Genomic DNA, 15,426 nt, shown 5'->3' with positions numbered 1-15,426 from the left:
GTCAGCGCAGAAACGGGTTGGTCCGCCGCTCGTCGCCGATGCGGCTGCCCGGCCCGTGGCCGCAGAGGAAACCGACGTCGTCGCCGAGCGGCAGCACCTTGTCGCGGATCGATCTCAGAAGCGTCTCGTGATCGCCGCCCGGCAAGTCTGTGCGGCCGATCGATCCGGCGAACAGGACGTCGCCGAGATGGGCGAATCTCGCCGCACGATGGAAGAAGATGACATGCCCCGGCGCATGGCCGGGCGTGTGGAAGACCTCGAAGGAATGGCTGCCGAAGGAGAGCGTCTCGCCCTCCTCCAGCCAGCGGTCGGGCGTGCAGTTCTTCATGCCGGCGCCGACCCCGAACATCTTCGACTGCTCCTCGATCGAGGAAAGCAGCAACTCGTCGTCCTCGTGCGGGCCGACGATGGGAACGCCGGTCAACGCCTTCAGGTCCATCGCCCCGCCCGCATGATCGAGATGGCCATGGGTGAGCCAGATCTCCTCCAGCGTGATTCCGACGTCCTTCACCGCCGCGACGATCTGGTCGGCGTCGCCGCCCGGATCGATGACGACTCCGACCTTGTCGTCGGCATCGAACAGGATGCAGCAATTCTGCTGGAACGGGGTAACCGGAACGATTCGGGCGCTGAGCTGGGTCACGGGGCACTCTCTGCTGATGGATGAAAACGTCGCTATGGCGTTCGTCAGGACGAGACGTGGCAGCGAAAGCGGGGTGGCACAAGACGGCCATCCGGGATTGCGTGATACGAGACGCTATTTCGAGGCGAACCAGATCACGTGCCGGGCGCCGCGCTTGCCGCGATGGGCCTTGACGCGCACCTCCTCGACGGTGAAGCCGCCGCGGCCGAGCCGCGCCGCGAACCGCTCGTCCGGGCCCTGCGACCAGACCGCCAGGACGCCGCCCGGCGTCAGCGCCCTGCGGGCCTCGCCGAGCCCCTTCGCCGTGTAGAGCGCGTCGTTGGCATCGCTGGTCAGCCCCTCCGGTCCGTTGTCGACGTCGAGCAGGATGGCATCGAAGCGCGATCTCGCCCCGGCGATGACCGCCGCCACGTCTTGGAGGACGATCTCGACGCGCGGATCGTCGAGGCAGCCGGCGAAGATGTGCGCCATCTGCCCCCGCGCCCAGTCGACGACGGCGGGGACGAGCTCGGCGACGACGATGCGGGCATCGGTCGGCGCGACGGCGAGGAGCGCGCGCAGGGTGAAACCCATGCCGAGGCCGCCGACGAGGATCGTCGGAGACGGGTGCCCGGCGATCTTCTCGACGGACAACCGCGCCAGCGCCTCTTCCGAGCCCGACAGCCGGCTGTTCATCAGTTCGATCCGCCCCAGCATGATCGAATATTCGGTGCCGCGCCGCATCAGCTTCATGTCGCCTCGCGCGCCGGGGATCTGCGATGTGGCGAGGTGTTCCCAGGGGATCATCGGCAAGCTTCGTTTACAGGAGAACGGAACGGCGGCCGGTCGGCCGCGCTGGAGGCCGCCGTCTTGTCATCGAATGGGTCGCCCTGCCAAGGGAGCCCGGGGCGTTTCTTCGTCCCTGCCATGCTCGCGGCATGAGATGCGGCGGGGCCGGCGGCAAACCTTCCGCGAATCCTGTTGCCGCCCGACCCGAAGCGCCATAGAGCTTCGCACCGGGCGTGCCATCCGATCATACAGCCTGCCAGCCAGAGCCTTCAGCCGATCCGCCGCCCGGATCGCCGCGGCGACGACGGTCGCCGGCGAGTGTCGCGCAGGAATTCGAGCCGAACCATGACCGCCCGTCCCCTCCCTGCCGCTCCGCTCGCCGGCACCGTCGCTCTCGGCGTCGTCCTGATGCTCGTCGGCGACTTCATGTTCGCGCTCAACGACGCCATGGGCAAATGGCTGGTCGCGAGCTTTTCGGTCGGGCAGATCCTGTTCGTCCGGTCGATCGGCGCCTTCGTGATTCTCGCGCCGCTGCTCCTGCGCCAGGGCAAGGCCGCCCTCTTCAAGGCCGAGCGGCCGGGGCTGCAGGCGGCCCGCGCCGCGTGCGCCACGGCCGATACCGGGCTGTTCTATGCCGCCGTCGCGACCATGCCGCTCGCCGACGTGATGACGTTCTACATGGCCGGGCCGATCTACGTCGCCGCGATCTCCCACGTCTTTCTCGGCGAAAAGGTCGGCTGGCGGCGCTGGCTGGCGATCCTCGTCGGCTTTGCCGGCGTCGTCGTCGCGCTGCAGCCCTCTTCGGCCTCGTTGTCGCTCGCCTCGCTCTTCGCCTTCTTCGGCAGCATCAGCTTCGCAATGACGCTGATTCTCGCCCGGACGCTTCGCAAAACCAGCGACGCGACCCTGGTCGGCTGGCAGACGCTCGCCGCCCTCGTTGCGGGGGCGGTCATGACGGCGACGACGACATGGGTAACGCCGTCCGCCCTCGACCTCGGCGCTCTCCTGCTCCTCGGCGTCGTTTCCTGTTCCGCCCACATGCTGATCACCCGCGCGCTGAAGCTCGCACCCGCCTCGACGCTGGCGCCGCTGCAATACACGCTATTGCTCTGGGCGGCGGTGTTCGGCTTCGTGTTCTTCGGCAACCTGCCGACCCCGCAGGTGCTCGCCGGCGCCGTGATCATCGTCGTCGCCGGCCTTTTCCTGTTCCATCGCCAGAAAGTGGTGGACGACGGCGTGCCGCCGAAGACCGTGCCGCGCACGCTGCACTGAGCCGCGCAGGCGGCGTCAGGTCGCGATGTCGTTGCGCCGGTAGTGGTAGCGATAGAGTTCCCGCCGGAAGCCGAGCGAGCGGTAGAGCGCCAGCGCCGGTTCGTTGTCCGAAACCACCGCGAGGCAGGCGCCTCGGGCGCCGCTCTCCACTGCCCAGCTCATCAATGCATCGAGCACGGCACCGGCATGTCCACGTTGCCGATGGGCAGGATGCGTCGCCACCGCCTCGACGACCATCAGCCCGCGATGGATGACGCCATAGGCGATCGCGGCGAGCGAGTCGCCGATGCGCAAGCCCGCAAAGCGCTTCGGCAGGACGATGCAACCGACCGACTGCCGAAACGTCGCGACGGCCTCGGCGGATGCCGCTCCGATCGTCGTAAAGGCGGCGATCCAATCCTCTCCCACCGCATCGACGAGTTCGACGGCCGGGTTGGATGTGCGCGGTCGCCGAGCGAGGTCGGTGTAGAGGACGCGCGTGGGCGCCTGAAGGCCGTAGCCACGCTCTTCCAGCGGCGCGTCTATCCCCCTGACGAGCGAGGGCACCCGAAAGATCGCCGGCCGCCCCAGCTTTGCGTAGATCGCCTCGACCTCCGGCAGGATCGCGACGGGGTCGGCGGCACGGCGCCGAGGAGGCGACACGCAATTGATCCGGCGAACGGGCCCTCCCGCCGCGCGCAGCAGCCACCCGTCGATCTCGATCTCGACCGGCGAGGGCCGGGCGTTGCGACAGGCCTCTTCCACGCGCCAGCAAAGCTCCGCCGTCGCCATGGCCGGCCCTCCGTCACACCGCGCGGGGAAGAAGCGCCGAGGCGCTCCTTTCCGCAGTCCGTCGGCTACTCGGCCGCAGCCTGCTTCGGCATCACCTCGGCGGCGTAGTCGTCGACCAGCCGTTTGGAGATAGCGCCCGGCGTGAACCGCCAGTCGGCGATCTCGGAGACGGGCGTGACCTCGGCGGCAGTGCCGGTGAGGAAGCATTCGGAAAAGCCCGAGAGCTCTTCCGGCATGATCGCCCGCTCGACCACCTCGATGCCGCGGCGTTTGGCGAGGTCGACGACGGTGCGCCGCGTGATCCCGTCGAGGAAGCAGTCGGGCTTCGGCGTGTGCAGAACGCCGTCCTTGACGAAGAAGACGTTGGCGCCGGTGGCCTCGGCCACCTGGCCGCGCCAGTCGAGCATCAGCGCGTCGGCGTAGCCCTTCGCCTCGGCCGCGTGCTTGGAGATGGTGCAGATCATGTAGAGACCCGCCGCCTTCGACTTCGACGGCGCGGTCATCGGGTCCGGCCGGCGATATTCGGCGAGATCGAGCCGGATGCCCTTCATCTTCTGCTCGGGGTCGAAATAGCTCGGCCACTGCCAGATGGCGATGGCGACGTTGATCCGGTTGTTCTGGGCGGCGACGCCCATCATCTCCGAGCCGCGCCAGGCGATCGGTCGCACATAGGCGTCGGAAAAGCCCTGGCGGGCCAACAGCTCGGTCGTCGCCGCGTCGATCTCGTCGGCCGTATAGGGCACCTTGAAGCCGAGGATCCGCCCCGATTCGATCAGCCGCTCGGTATGCGCGCGCAGTTTGAAGACTTCGCCGCCATAGGCACGCTCGCCTTCGAAGACCGCGCTCGCATAATGCAGGCCGTGGGTCAGGACGTGGATCTTGGCGTCCTTCCAGGCGACGAACTCGCCGTTGAACCAGATTTCGCCATCGCGTTGATCGAATGGAACCGCGCTCATGGTGTTTATCAGCGCCACTAGCCGGGCGCTCTCCCTAGATTGCCGTTGGACGTGGGATCGCACTGCGGGCAGAATTGACGCGGGCGCAATGCGAATGGACGGCGATTGATGATATCTGCTCGGTGCCGCGAAGCGGTATCGCGCGGTTTCCACATCCAGAATGCCGATGTAACAATAAACGAAAATTACGTCAATGGTGCTGACCTATCTTATGGACACTCCGGCCGTTCGAAGCGATGCGACGCGGGAAGGCGAGCGCGCCATCGTGCGTGATCCGCTGCCGACGCAGGGCTTGCTCGACTTTCGCGTCATCGAGCTTTTCTTCTTCGCCTATCGCGAATTCACCGCCGATGCGGACTCGATCCTCGAGCGCTACGGCTTCGGCCGGGCGCACCACCGGGTCCTGCATTTCGTCAACCGCGATCCCGGCCTGACCATCGCCGAACTCCTGGAAATCCTGCAGATCACCAAGCAATCGCTGTCGCGGGTCTTGCGCCAGCTGATCGACGAGGGTTTCATCTGCCAGCTTCCCGGCGACGAGGACCGGCGCCAGCGCCGGCTCTATCCGACGCAGAAGGGACGGGCCCTCGCCGTCGAACTCTCCGAAGCGCAGGTCCGCCGCATCGACGCGTCCCTCGCCAAGACCACGGACGAGGACATGCGGCCGATCGCCGCCTTCCTGAAGGCCATGGCGACCGACCGGGCTTCCGCCCGCGACTGGTTCGAGCGCAAGGACATCACTTGGAAAGATCCGGAATGACCGAGCCCGAGAGCGCCGCAGAAATCGCCCCGAGCGGCATCGGCGACGACGCCCCGCACATTCTCATCGTCGACGACGACCGGCGCATCCGCTCCCTGCTCTCCCGCTTCCTCGCGGAAAAACGCTTCCGCGTCTCGGTCGCGGCGGACGCGGCCGAGGCCCGGCGGATCCTTTCCGGCCTCGATTTCGACCTCGTCGTCGTCGACGTGATGATGCCGGGCGAGAACGGCATCGATCTCGTCCGCGCGATCCGCAAGACCCGCGACGCGCCGATCCTGATGCTGACCGCGCGCTCGGAGACCGAGCACCGGATCGAGGGGCTGGAAGCCGGCGCCGACGACTATCTCCCGAAACCCTTCGATCCGCGCGAACTGCTCCTGCGGATCAACAACATCCTGAAGCGCGGCGGCCCCCAGCCGGTGACGAAGCTCGAGCACGTGCGCTTCGGCCCCTTCGCCTTCTCTCTCTCCAAGCGCGAACTGAAGCGCGGCGCCGAGATCATCCGCCTGACCGAGCGCGAGCAGGAAATCATGGCGCAGTTCGCCGCGAAAGCCGGGGAGACCATCCCGCGGCTGGAGCTTCTCGGCGAGGAGAGCGAGGTCGGCGAGCGTACCGTCGACGTCCAGATCAACCGGCTGCGGCGCAAGATCGAGCAGGATCCGACCAACCCGATGTGGCTGCAGACAGTGCGCGGCATCGGCTACCGGCTGAACGTCGATTGAGGCGCCGCGTCGGCGGCATCTTGGGTTTCAAATCGAAATCTTCGGTGAGATCTGATCGCATCATTTGGACAGATCGCCGATCCGGAATATGTTGCGAGATCGGCGTCGATAGAGATTGCGGATCATGACGAAGACCGATCATGACTCCAGCGACCGCGGCTGGAGTTTATACGAAACACGGCAGTTGAGACGTGCTGCCGAACACCTCGCGGCTCATACCCATGCCGAGGCGGTCATATTGTTCGGCAGCCGGGCTCGCGGGGACAATGGCCCGGACAGCGACTGGGACCTGTGTGTGATCCTTCCCGATACCGTCGGACCCGGTCTGTTCAATCCCGTGAACCTCTGGTCGGAGGCTTCGGGCTTCGGACTTCCCATACAGGTCTTCCCAATAAGGCGATCAATCTTCATCGAGCGATCGGCGGACATCAACAGCCTGAGCCATGATGTCCTGCGGGACGGACGGCCGATCATCGGCCATTTGGAATGTTTTCCCGGCATCATGGAGCGGGCGTGACGGCGAGCGCGAAGGACTGGATCGAGAAGGCCGATGCCGACCTGGACGGGGTTCGCAGATCGCTTCTTCCCGATCCCGACGTCAACGAGGAGGTCGCCGCGTACCATATCCAGCAGGCGGCGGAAAAACTGCTCAAAGCGGCGTTGGTTCATGTCGGGGTCGCCTATCCGCGCGGTTCCGGCGGCCATGACCTGCAGGCCTGCGCCAATCGCCTGCCCGCGAGTTTCCCGCTGCTTTCATTCGCTCGTGATCTGGTGCCATTTTCTCCATGGGGAACGGCCTTCCGCTATCCTGACGATGATCCGGCGACGGTTGCTCCACTTCCGAACAAGGCCGAACTCGAGTCTGCTCGGGTCAGGACTGAAAAGTTTCGCGACCAACTCGTCGCCTTGATCGGCATGAACACATCACCCTAGCTGCCATATGGGCTTCCGAAGCTACCCGTTCCTCGCCCCTCACCGCTTGGCGTCCCTGACCGCATGACCCTGATCGACCGCCTCTTTCGTCCACGACGCACGCGCTCCGGCACGCCCAGCCTGCGCGAAATGCGCCGGCGGCTGCCGTCGGAGCGGATCGCCCGCCTGTTCGAGCGGCTGGTCAGCCGCCGGCCCCGCCGGATCGATCTCTGGCAGGGGCCGCTCCGGCCGATCCCGCGGATCATCCGGCGCTTCATGCCGAAGGGGCTCTATGCCCGCTCGCTGATCATCATCATCGCGCCGATGGTGCTGCTCCAGTGCGTCGTCACCGTGGTCTTCATGGAACGGCACTGGGCCATGGTCACCGAGCGCCTGTCCCAGGCGGTGGTGCAGGACATCGGCGCGGTCGTCGACCTGATCGAGCGTGACCAGGACCCCGGCGATTTCGACGAGATCCTCGACGTCGCCCAGCGGCGGCTCGACCTCAACGTCTCGCTGCTGCCGCAGGGCGAGCTTCCGCCGCCGGCGCCGAAGCCGTTCTTCAACATCCTCGACGGGATCCTCTCCGACGAACTGACCAAGCAGATCGGCCGGCCGTTCTGGATCGACACGGTCGGCAATTCCAAGATCGTCGAGATCCGCATCCGCCTCGACGAGGGGATCCTGCGCGTCTTCGCCCCGCGCAACTCCGCCTATGCGTCCAACACCCACATCTTCCTCATCTGGATGGTCGGCACCTCGCTGGTGCTTCTGCTGATCGCCGTCCTGTTCCTGCGCAATCAGATCCGGCCGATCCAGGCGCTCGCGGCGGCGGCCGACGACTTCGGCCGGGGCAAGCCGATGCCGCCGGACTTTAGGCCGCGCGGCGCATCGGAAGTGCGTCAGGCCTCCGTCGCCTTCATCCAGATGCGCGACCGCATCGAGCGCCAGATCGAACAGCGCACGCGCATGCTGAACGGCGTCAGCCACGATCTGCGCACCGTCCTCACCCGCTTTCGCCTGCAGCTCGCCCTTTTCGGCGAGGGAGAGGATCAGGACGCGCTGAATTCCGACATCGACGAGATGCAGCGCATGCTCGAAGGCTATCTCGCCTTCGCCAAGGGCGAGGCCGGCGAGGACGTCAGCGAGATCGACCTCGAGCCGCTTTTCGACCGCTATCAGGCCGAGGCGGAGCTGAAGGGCAAGTCCCTCACCTACGAGATCAAGGGCGATTCCCGCGTCACCGTCAGACCGGATGCCTTCACCCGGATGATCTCCAACCTCGTCGCCAACGCCATCCGCCACGGCGAAGCGGTGCGGACCACCGTTAGCCACGATTCTCGCTGGCTCTCGATCGCCATCGAGGACGACGGGCCGGGCATCGATCCCGAGCAGCGCGAGGCGGTGTTCAAGCCCTTCGTGCGCCTCGACACGGCGCGCAATCTCGACGCCGGCGGCACCGGCCTCGGCCTCGCCATCGCCCGCGACATCGCCAGGGCCCATGGCGGCGACATCCTCCTGTCGGAGAGCGCCCTCGGCGGGCTGAGGGCGCTGATCCGCGTCCCGGCTTAGAGCGAAATCCGACTAGGTTAATTCCGCCATCTCGCTTCGACGTGTTGCAACATTTCGGGATCATTCGCTAGACTAGAATGGGATTTCGTCGTCCAGCTCTCGCGCGGAGGTGTATCCGTGCTCGGTTGGTTCCGCCTTTTCTGACTCTGGAGGTTTCCGCTTCAGGTGTTGGGTGACGACGAAGAAGTTGATGGCGGCCGCGAGATGCACCGCTAGTTCTGCATAGGGCTGTGGAACTTCCATGACGGCGGCGCCCTGGCCATGGCCTCCGAGTTCGTTTCGAAGGATGGCGACCGACATCAAAGCCTTGGCGGCAGCACGCGCTTTCGGGGTAGGCAGGTCGTCCATGCCATACGAGATGAATTCTTGCTGGAGCTTGTCGATCGTGCCGGACTTCCCGGTCACGGCCTTGAGCGTGCTCTCGACGCTGTGCGCTGCATAGACGATCGCATCGCGGGAGGCACCGTCCGTCAAATCGTCGCGTGCCCGCATGAACTCTGCGTGCGCACCCGCCAGTTCGGGAGAGCCGAGCAAGTCTGTGGCGCGGGCCAGAACCTCCTCTTCGAGAAACGCCGAGTCCATTCTGAAAAACATGCCGTCGGCGAGTCGCCACGGGCATGAGAAGTCGACGAATGCGTCGTTGATGGCACGCTGGAACGCGGGCTCTCCATCCGGCATCAGCGCGTACATGATCTCGAGTATGTCCAGCACCTCAGGGCCGCTGCCGCCGACGAATATAGCGTGCAGTCGATTTCCTCGGCTGCTGTCTCGGCTGTATCTCGTAAGGCCAAGAAGCCGTTCGTATTCACGCGCTGTTTCGTCGAGAACGGAGGTACTGCTCCACCATGCCGGATTGTCCTTCGTGTTGTAGTGGATCACCTCGTTCCATTCCTGTGCCGTCAGCCAGAGTCTGTTGCGCAAGCGGTCAGGAATATCTGTGTGGAAGGCCCGGTCCTCAATCGCCTGGCCGTGGCGGAGGGAGAACGGGCGAATCTTCGCTTCTGGCAGATCAGGCATCGGTTGGCTCCGCCACTCCGATTTCGCGCAGGAACTCGTCGTGACCTAGAGCGGCGGGCCTAATAGCTTCGGGCCTCATGTTTTTGATGGGCGTCCAGCCTGTCTCACCAGGGAGTTGGGCGTTCCAATAGCCCCATCCATCAAGGCGGGTGGGCGTTCCCTTCTTGGTGCGTCCGACGCCGCTGGCAGCTCCGGAGGGGCTGTCGAACGCTCGACCTCCCACAACCCACATACCATCCACGATTTCTCCCGTGTGATCGGTCTTGTTGTAGGTCATGCGCACCTTTGTTCCGTGTGGAAGGGTGACCCCATCCCCGAGCCATGCGCGCCCTTGCATACCATTGTTCGCCGCATTCTGTTCGGTAGCGTCCACATCCCTTTTTGGAAGGCCGAGAAGCCTCCGCAGCGCGTCGTTGGGGCGCTCGGAAAAACTCCTTCGCTCGGCCTCGATAGCCTTGTGGACATCGAAATCGATCTCAATGGCACGGTAGTCTGACACGTTCACACTCCTCCGTTTACTTTGTTGAGTAGTAGCGAGTAGCTCAGGAGGTGTCAAAGAGATTTTACGGTGTGAGGGGTAAACCACTCTCTGGTTGATGCCTACACTAACTTTTGGCAGGTGCCTTTCTCGCGGGATCGCCGACCCGCGACGATGCGCCTCGTGTCACCCAGGCGCTCCGTCTAAGCGCCATTCGATTTGGTTCGGGCGGCGCGGGAGAGATCCCGTCACACCACGCGACGCACCGGGTCCCCCGCGACGAAGCGGTCGATGCTCTCGACCACCTGGCGCCAGACCTCGCTCTGCGCTTCGTTGCTCGCCCAGGCGACATGCGGCGTGACGATGACGTTCGGGCGGTTCAGAACCTTGAGAAGCGGGTTTTCCGGCGCCGGCGGCTCCCTGGTCAGGACGTCGAAGCCGAAGCCGGCGATCAGCCCCTCCTCCAGGGCCTGGACGAGATCCGCCTCGTCGACGAGACCGCCGCGGGAGGTGTTGACGATCAGCGGCTTCTTCTTCATCCGCCTGAACTCCGGCATGGCGATCACCCCGCGCGTCTTCGGCGTCAGCGGGGCGTGGAGAGTGATGACGTCGGCGGTCTCGATCACCTCGTCGAAGGGCGTGTAGAGCGGGCCGAGACCCTCGACGCCCTTGTGGGCCGCGAACATCACCGTCATGCCGAAGGCCTCGGCCCGCTTCGCGACGCCCTTGCCGATGACGCCTTCGCCGATGATGCCGAGCTTGCGGCCCGCAAGATCGAAGATCGGGTGGTTGAAGAAACAGAACTGGCCCGCCTTCTGCCAGGCGCCGTCGATCACGTCCTGCCTGTAGCCGGAGAGCGAGCGCGACAGAGCGAGGATCAGCGCCATCGCATGGTCGGGCACGGTGTTTTCCGCATAGCCGCGGACGTTCGAGACCGCGACGTTCCGCTCGCGGCAGGCGTCGACGTCGATGACGTCGTAACCCGTTGCCGCCACGGTGACGAATTTCAGATCGGGCAGCTTTTCCAGGCTCTCGCGCCGGATCGGCACCTTGTTGGTCACGGCGATCGTCGCGCCGGCCAGCCGCTCGGCGACCTCTTCGGGACGAGTGGACGGGTATTCCACCCATTCGTGCCCGGCCGACGGCTTGGTCAGCACGATGTCGGGGCCGATGGTCTCGCGGTCGAGAAAGACGATCTTGGTCATGTGGCGCATCCTCCGGTCTCTGGGTGCCCTCGGCTTCCCTAGTGCCGGAACCTTCCGAGGCTGTCCATCGGGCTCGATCGAACTTCCCGCCGCGCAAACGCCGCCGAAATGCCGGCTTAGCGGCCCGTTCACGACTTTCTGCAAGGCTCGACCCTGAAAGGTGGGATGAGATGGGGCTGGCACGAGAGCGAGTTCGCGATACCGCGGAAACACCGCTGGCGATTGCCGCGCCGTGGGCCTTCGGCGACGGGCTTCGGCTCGGCCGACGCGGGGCGATCTTCGGCCTTGCCGTGCTCATGGGGCTCGCGGCGGGGTCCCTCGCAGCGCGCGCATCCTCCGCCGGCGTCGGCGTCGAGGTCACGATCGGCGACGTGAGCGTCCGGCTTCTCGGCGCCGAGAAAAACTGCCTGCGCAAGGCCGGGCAGGGTGTCCTCGTCACCGTCGGCGATCATCGGATCGTCGTCCTGCCGGACGCCGTCCGCTTCGATGGCGTGGAAACGAGGCTGGAGGATCTGCGCCACGTCGTCGTCGATGCCACCGGCTGGGGCCTCTCCGTCGCCGCCGACGGAAGAACCGTTGCGCGGATCGACGAAGCGGAAGGTTTGGCGGAGGCGGCCGGCAAGGGCAACACGCTGGCGCTGAACGACCTTGCGGTTCGGTTCGCCACTGGCGAGGGCGTGGCCCGCGATGGCGCCCGCGCCGCCGGTCTCTATCGCCGGGCCGCCGAGGGCGGCCTGGCGCTCGCCGCGCGCAATCTGGGCCAGTTGTTGTGGGACGGGGACGGCGTGGCGAAGGACCGCACTCAGGCGGTCGCCTGGTTCCGCAAGGCCGCTGGCCAGGGGGACGCCGTGGCCATGCAGGCGCTCGGATCGGCTCATTACGGCGGCGAAGGTGCCCCGCGGGACCTCGCACTTGCGGCAGGCTGGTTCGAAAAGGCCTTCGAAGCCGGCAATCCCGAGGCCGCGAACGATCTCGGCGTCATGCGCTTCAAGGGCGAAGGCGTGCGCCCCGATCCCGCCGCGGCGCTGCGATATTTCAGCCTCGGCGCCGAGCGCGGCAGCATTGCCGCAAAGCGCAATCTCGCGCTGCTGCAGCAGCAGGGATCGGCTCTCCCCGGCGAGAGGAACGCCCAATGAAAAGGCCCCGCTGCGATCGCGGGGCCTTCGAATTCGCCGGATCTGGACGAGATTAGATCGACCGCGCCTAGTTGCGGCCCTTGATCCAGTCGTCGATCTGGCGTTCGGCCTCTTCCTTCTCGATGCCGTACTGCTCCTGCAACCGGCCGGCGAGGATGTCCTTGTTGCCGTCGATCTTGTCCATGTCGTCGTCGGTCAGCTTGCCCCACTGTTGCTTGGCGGAGCCCTTGTACTGCTTCCACTGGCCCTGGATCTGGTCCCAATTCATGGCGATTGCCTCCATTTGACGTTCGGGGGACGAACGCCCCGGCCGCAGGAGTGTTCCGTCGGCCGGCCTTTCGACGGTCAGACCGTCTTCAGCATGCCGCCGTCGACGAAATAGGTGGAGCCGACGGAGTAGCTCGCCTTGTCCGAGCACAGAAAGACGAAGAAATGCGCCATCTCCTCGGGCGAGGCGAAGCGCTTGATGTCGGCATATTCCTCGGCGACGCCCTTCAGATGGCCTTCCCAGTCGCCGCCCGTCTCGGCGGTCAGCTGCCGGGCGGTCTTCATCCAGTCGGGCGTCAGCACGAGGCCGGGATTGACGCAGTTGACCCGGATGCCGTCGCCGATCACCTCGGTGGCGAGGTTCTTCGAAAACATCATCAGGGCCGCCTTGGTGACGTTGTAGATCGGCTCGTAGAACAAGGGCTGGACCGCGCAGATCGAGGCGTTGTTGAGGATCACACCGCCGCCCTTTTCCCGCATCTGCGGCATCAGACCGCGCGAAAGCCGCACCGCCGCCATGACGTGGAGATCCCAATAGGCCTGCCACTTTTCGTCCGGCGCCTCCATGATCGTCTCGTTCGAGCCGGTACCGGCATTGTTGATCAGGATGTCGGCGCCGCCGAAGCCGCGTGCCGCCGCGATCACCGCGTCGGTGCCCGCGACCGTCGCCACATCCGCCACGACGCCGAGGGCGCGGACGCCGTGAGCGGCGGCGATCCGCGCGGCCTCGGCTTCGGCGCGCTCCTTGCCGCGCGCGGCGAGAACGACGTCGGTCCCCTCCGCGGCCAGGCCTTCGGCCACCGCCAGCCCGATGCCGACCGAGCCGCCGGTGACGACGGCGACCTTGCCCTTCAATCCGAGATCCATGCGTCCTTTCCTCCCCTCGTCTTTTTCCGAAGTCCTTGGACGGGACCCTATCCGATTCGGCGAAGTGGTGAACTCCTTCGGCCGGGCGATGGCCGTGATCGGAGACCTCAGGTCGCCCGCAATCGCTCATGGGCAGCCCACGCCGCCGGGCGTCTCGCTATTCCGCCTCGTCCTCGTAGCCGACGAGATGCAGCGGCTTCGCCCGCCTCTGGCGAAGCTCGCACCAGCGAAGCAATGCCTCCTCCCGGCCATGCGTCACCCAGACTTCCTGCGGCGCCAGTTCGTCCAGCGTCTCCGTCAGCTCGTCCCAGTCGCAATGATCGGAGACGATCAGCGGCAGTTCGACGCCGCGCTGACGCGCCCTCTGGCGCACCCGCATCCAGCCGGAGGCAAAGCTCGCCACCGGATCGGGAAAGCGCCGCGCCCATTTGTCGGCAAAGGCCGAGGGCGGCCCGACGATCACCGCGCCGGCGAAGTCGCCCTTCCTGCCGCCTTCGACCGTCGCCGGCTTCAGGACGCCGAGATCGACGCCCTGGCTCTGATAATAGTCGCAGAGCTTCTTCAGGGCGCCGTGGATGTAGATCGGCTCGTCGTAGCCTCGATCGCGCAGGTGCTTGATCACCCGCTGCGCCTTGCCGAGCGCATAGGCACCGACGAGATGCGCCCGCTCGGGAAAATGCCGGAGCGAATCGAGGAGCTTGCCGATCTCCCCGGCCGTGTCCGGATGGCGGAACACCGGCAGGGCGAAGGTCGCCTCGGTGATGAAGACGTCGCAGGGGACCGGCTCGAAGGATCGGCAGGTCGGGTCGGCACGGCGCTTGTAGTCGCCGGAGGCGACGATCCGCAGGCCCTTCCACTCGACGGCGATCTGGGCGGAGCCGAGGACGTGGCCGGCGGGGTGGAACGACACCGTGACGTCGCCGATCCGCGTCGTTTCGCCGAGCTTTGCCACCTGCCGTTCGGCACAGAACGCGTCGCCGTAGCGCAGCGCCATGATGTCGAGGGTCTGGCGCGTCGCCATCACCCTGGCGTTGCCGGGCCGTGCGTGGTCGGCATGGCCGTGGGTGACGAGTGCCCGGTCGACCGGGCGAACGGGATCGATGTAGAAGTCGCCGGGCGGGCAATAGAGGCCCTCCGGCATCGGCCGCAGGAGGTCTTCGGGTCTGATCATGCGGCAAAGCTAGAGCATGATCCCGAAAAGTGGGAACCGGTTTTCGGAAAAGATCATGCGCAAACAGAAAGGTGGAGCGGGGGATGAGCGGAGCTCGTTTCATCCCGCTCTCGTGCGCCTCGCGCCATCCCACAGGCCGGATTGCGACCCGTCGACGAGCCTGTGCACTTCCCCTCGCCACGCCGGCGCGCTAGCGTCTCGCCTTGCAGTGCAACATCGCCCGAGACCTCGCCCATGAGTCGATCCGCCGAAGCCCGCGACAGCGTCGAAACGCCCGAACGGCGGCGCTCGCGCTTCGGCGACTGGTCGGCGACGGCGACCCATCACACGCCGGCCGAGGACGCCCAGGCGATTCTCACCGGCGTTCTCCTCGCCGCGCTCGGCCTTTCGATCCTCGCCCATCTGGAGTTTCTGACCGGCGGCGTCGCGGGTCTGGCGCTGATCGTCTCCTACGTCTTCGGCATCAATGTCGGCCTCGCCTTCTTCCTGATCAACATCCCGTTCTATGCGCTGGCCATCGGCCGGATGGGACGCGCCTTCACGATCAAGACCTTCATCGCGATCGCGCTTCTGTCCCTCGTCTCCTGATGGCTTCCGATGGTGTTCTCGATCGCCTATATCGATCCGCTCGCCGGCGCCGTGATCGGCGGGCTTCTGATCGGCTTTGCCCTCCTCGCCCTCTTCCGTCATCGGGCGAGCCTCGGCGGGGCGGGGATCCTGGCGATCTATCTGCAGGATCGATTCGGTTTCAGGGCCGGCCTCGTGCAGCTCGCCTTCGACCTGACGATCCTCGTCATCGCGCTGTTCGTGGTCGACCTGTCGGCGGTGATCTTCTCGCTGATCGGCGCGCTGGTGCTCAACGGCTTCCTCGCCATCAACCACCGGCCGGACCGCTACATCGCGACGTGA

17 protein-coding genes and 1 pseudogene are annotated in these 15,426 nt (G+C 65.9%); 8 read left to right on the top strand and 10 right to left on the bottom strand.

Translation table 11 applies throughout. The features are described from left to right. Position 1 precedes the first annotated feature (1 nt). Positions 2-643: an MBL fold metallo-hydrolase gene (locus LZD57_RS00720; protein WP_233717196.1), complete on the bottom strand. Its 642-nt coding sequence runs from the start codon at positions 641-643 to the stop codon at positions 2-4. 114 nt (positions 644-757) lie between these two features. Beyond that, positions 758-1,429 carry a spermidine synthase gene (locus LZD57_RS00715; RefSeq protein WP_233717195.1) on the bottom strand — a complete coding sequence of 224 codons (672 nt, stop codon included), beginning with the start codon at positions 1,427-1,429 and terminating at the stop codon, positions 758-760. Between the two features lie 327 nt (positions 1,430-1,756). Here LZD57_RS00715 and LZD57_RS00710 point away from each other — a divergent pair, with 327 nt between their 5' ends. Further along, the gene (locus LZD57_RS00710; protein WP_233717194.1) at positions 1,757-2,683 is read left to right on the top strand and encodes a DMT family transporter; all 927 of its coding nucleotides are present in this window, start codon (positions 1,757-1,759) and stop codon (positions 2,681-2,683) included. 15 nt (positions 2,684-2,698) lie between these two features. On the opposite strand, the gene LZD57_RS00705 is transcribed toward LZD57_RS00710, so the two are convergent. Together LZD57_RS00705 and LZD57_RS00700 are read right to left on the bottom strand one after the other, a co-directional pair. Next, positions 2,699-3,454: a GNAT family N-acetyltransferase gene (locus LZD57_RS00705; RefSeq protein ID WP_233717193.1), complete on the bottom strand. Its 756-nt coding sequence runs from the start codon at positions 3,452-3,454 to the stop codon at positions 2,699-2,701. 65 nt (positions 3,455-3,519) lie between these two features. After that, positions 3,520-4,410 (bottom strand): branched-chain amino acid aminotransferase, encoded by an 891-nt coding sequence (locus tag LZD57_RS00700; protein ID WP_233717192.1) that lies wholly within the window; start codon positions 4,408-4,410, stop codon positions 3,520-3,522. A 193-nt stretch (positions 4,411-4,603) separates the two neighbouring features. Between LZD57_RS00700 and LZD57_RS00695 the strand changes: the two genes are divergently transcribed. The 5 genes from LZD57_RS00695 to LZD57_RS00675 all read left to right on the top strand — a co-directional run bounded on the left by LZD57_RS00695 (position 4,604) and on the right by LZD57_RS00675 (position 8,376). Next, a complete protein-coding gene (locus tag LZD57_RS00695; RefSeq protein WP_420844707.1) occupies positions 4,604-5,170 on the top strand; it encodes a MarR family winged helix-turn-helix transcriptional regulator in 567 nt (188 codons plus the stop codon). Further along, on the top strand, positions 5,167-5,892 hold the full coding sequence (locus LZD57_RS00690; protein WP_233717191.1) for a response regulator: 726 nt from the start codon (positions 5,167-5,169) through the stop codon (positions 5,890-5,892). Before LZD57_RS00695 ends, LZD57_RS00690 begins: the two co-directional genes overlap by 4 nt. 124 nt (positions 5,893-6,016) lie before the next feature. Next, positions 6,017-6,409, top strand: a complete 393-nt coding sequence (locus LZD57_RS00685; RefSeq protein WP_233717190.1) for a nucleotidyltransferase family protein — start codon at positions 6,017-6,019, stop codon at positions 6,407-6,409. Beyond that, on the top strand, positions 6,406-6,825 hold the full coding sequence (locus LZD57_RS00680; protein WP_233717189.1) for a HEPN domain-containing protein: 420 nt from the start codon (positions 6,406-6,408) through the stop codon (positions 6,823-6,825). The genes LZD57_RS00685 and LZD57_RS00680 overlap by 4 nt, the downstream gene beginning before the upstream one ends. A 255-nt stretch (positions 6,826-7,080) precedes the next feature. Continuing rightward, positions 7,081-8,376 carry an ATP-binding protein gene (locus tag LZD57_RS00675; RefSeq protein ID WP_233717437.1) on the top strand — a complete coding sequence of 432 codons (1,296 nt, stop codon included), beginning with the start codon at positions 7,081-7,083 and terminating at the stop codon, positions 8,374-8,376. Between the two features lie 72 nt (positions 8,377-8,448). Here LZD57_RS00675 and LZD57_RS00670 read toward each other — a convergent pair whose 3' ends face one another. From LZD57_RS00670 to LZD57_RS00660, 3 genes are all read right to left on the bottom strand, one after another. Beyond that, the gene (locus tag LZD57_RS00670; protein ID WP_233717188.1) at positions 8,449-9,393 is read right to left on the bottom strand and encodes an AbiJ-NTD4 domain-containing protein; all 945 of its coding nucleotides are present in this window, start codon (positions 9,391-9,393) and stop codon (positions 8,449-8,451) included. Next, entirely contained in the window at positions 9,386-9,892 is a 507-nt protein-coding gene (locus LZD57_RS00665; protein ID WP_233717187.1) for a hypothetical protein, read from the bottom strand. The genes LZD57_RS00670 and LZD57_RS00665 overlap by 8 nt, the downstream gene beginning before the upstream one ends. A gap of 227 nt (positions 9,893-10,119) precedes the next feature. Further along, positions 10,120-11,076: a D-2-hydroxyacid dehydrogenase gene (locus LZD57_RS00660; RefSeq protein ID WP_233717186.1), complete on the bottom strand. Its 957-nt coding sequence runs from the start codon at positions 11,074-11,076 to the stop codon at positions 10,120-10,122. A 170-nt stretch (positions 11,077-11,246) separates the two neighbouring features. Between LZD57_RS00660 and LZD57_RS00655 the strand changes: the two genes are divergently transcribed. Further along, on the top strand, positions 11,247-12,212 hold the full coding sequence (locus LZD57_RS00655) for a tetratricopeptide repeat protein (protein WP_233717185.1): 966 nt from the start codon (positions 11,247-11,249) through the stop codon (positions 12,210-12,212). Between the two features lie 67 nt (positions 12,213-12,279). On the opposite strand, the gene LZD57_RS00650 is transcribed toward LZD57_RS00655, so the two are convergent. From LZD57_RS00650 to LZD57_RS00640, 3 genes are all read right to left on the bottom strand, one after another. Then, positions 12,280-12,480 carry a CsbD family protein gene (locus LZD57_RS00650; RefSeq protein WP_233717184.1) on the bottom strand — a complete coding sequence of 67 codons (201 nt, stop codon included), beginning with the start codon at positions 12,478-12,480 and terminating at the stop codon, positions 12,280-12,282. 77 nt (positions 12,481-12,557) lie between these two features. Then, entirely contained in the window at positions 12,558-13,346 is a 789-nt protein-coding gene (locus LZD57_RS00645; protein WP_233717183.1) for an SDR family NAD(P)-dependent oxidoreductase, read from the bottom strand. A 157-nt stretch (positions 13,347-13,503) separates the two neighbouring features. After that, a complete protein-coding gene (locus LZD57_RS00640; RefSeq protein ID WP_233717182.1) occupies positions 13,504-14,517 on the bottom strand; it encodes a ligase-associated DNA damage response exonuclease in 1,014 nt (337 codons plus the stop codon). Between the two features lie 234 nt (positions 14,518-14,751). On the opposite strand from LZD57_RS00640, the pseudogene LZD57_RS00635 reads away from it, so the two are divergent. Then, a pseudogene (locus LZD57_RS00635) lies at positions 14,752-15,426 on the top strand (YitT family protein).

It is taken from the genome of Jiella avicenniae, from assembly GCF_021390325.1.
Classification (GTDB): Bacteria; Pseudomonadota; Alphaproteobacteria; order Rhizobiales; family Rhizobiaceae; genus Jiella; species Jiella avicenniae.
Note: the sequence above shows the minus strand (reverse complement) of the source record. Positions and strands in the feature narration are given on the sequence as shown.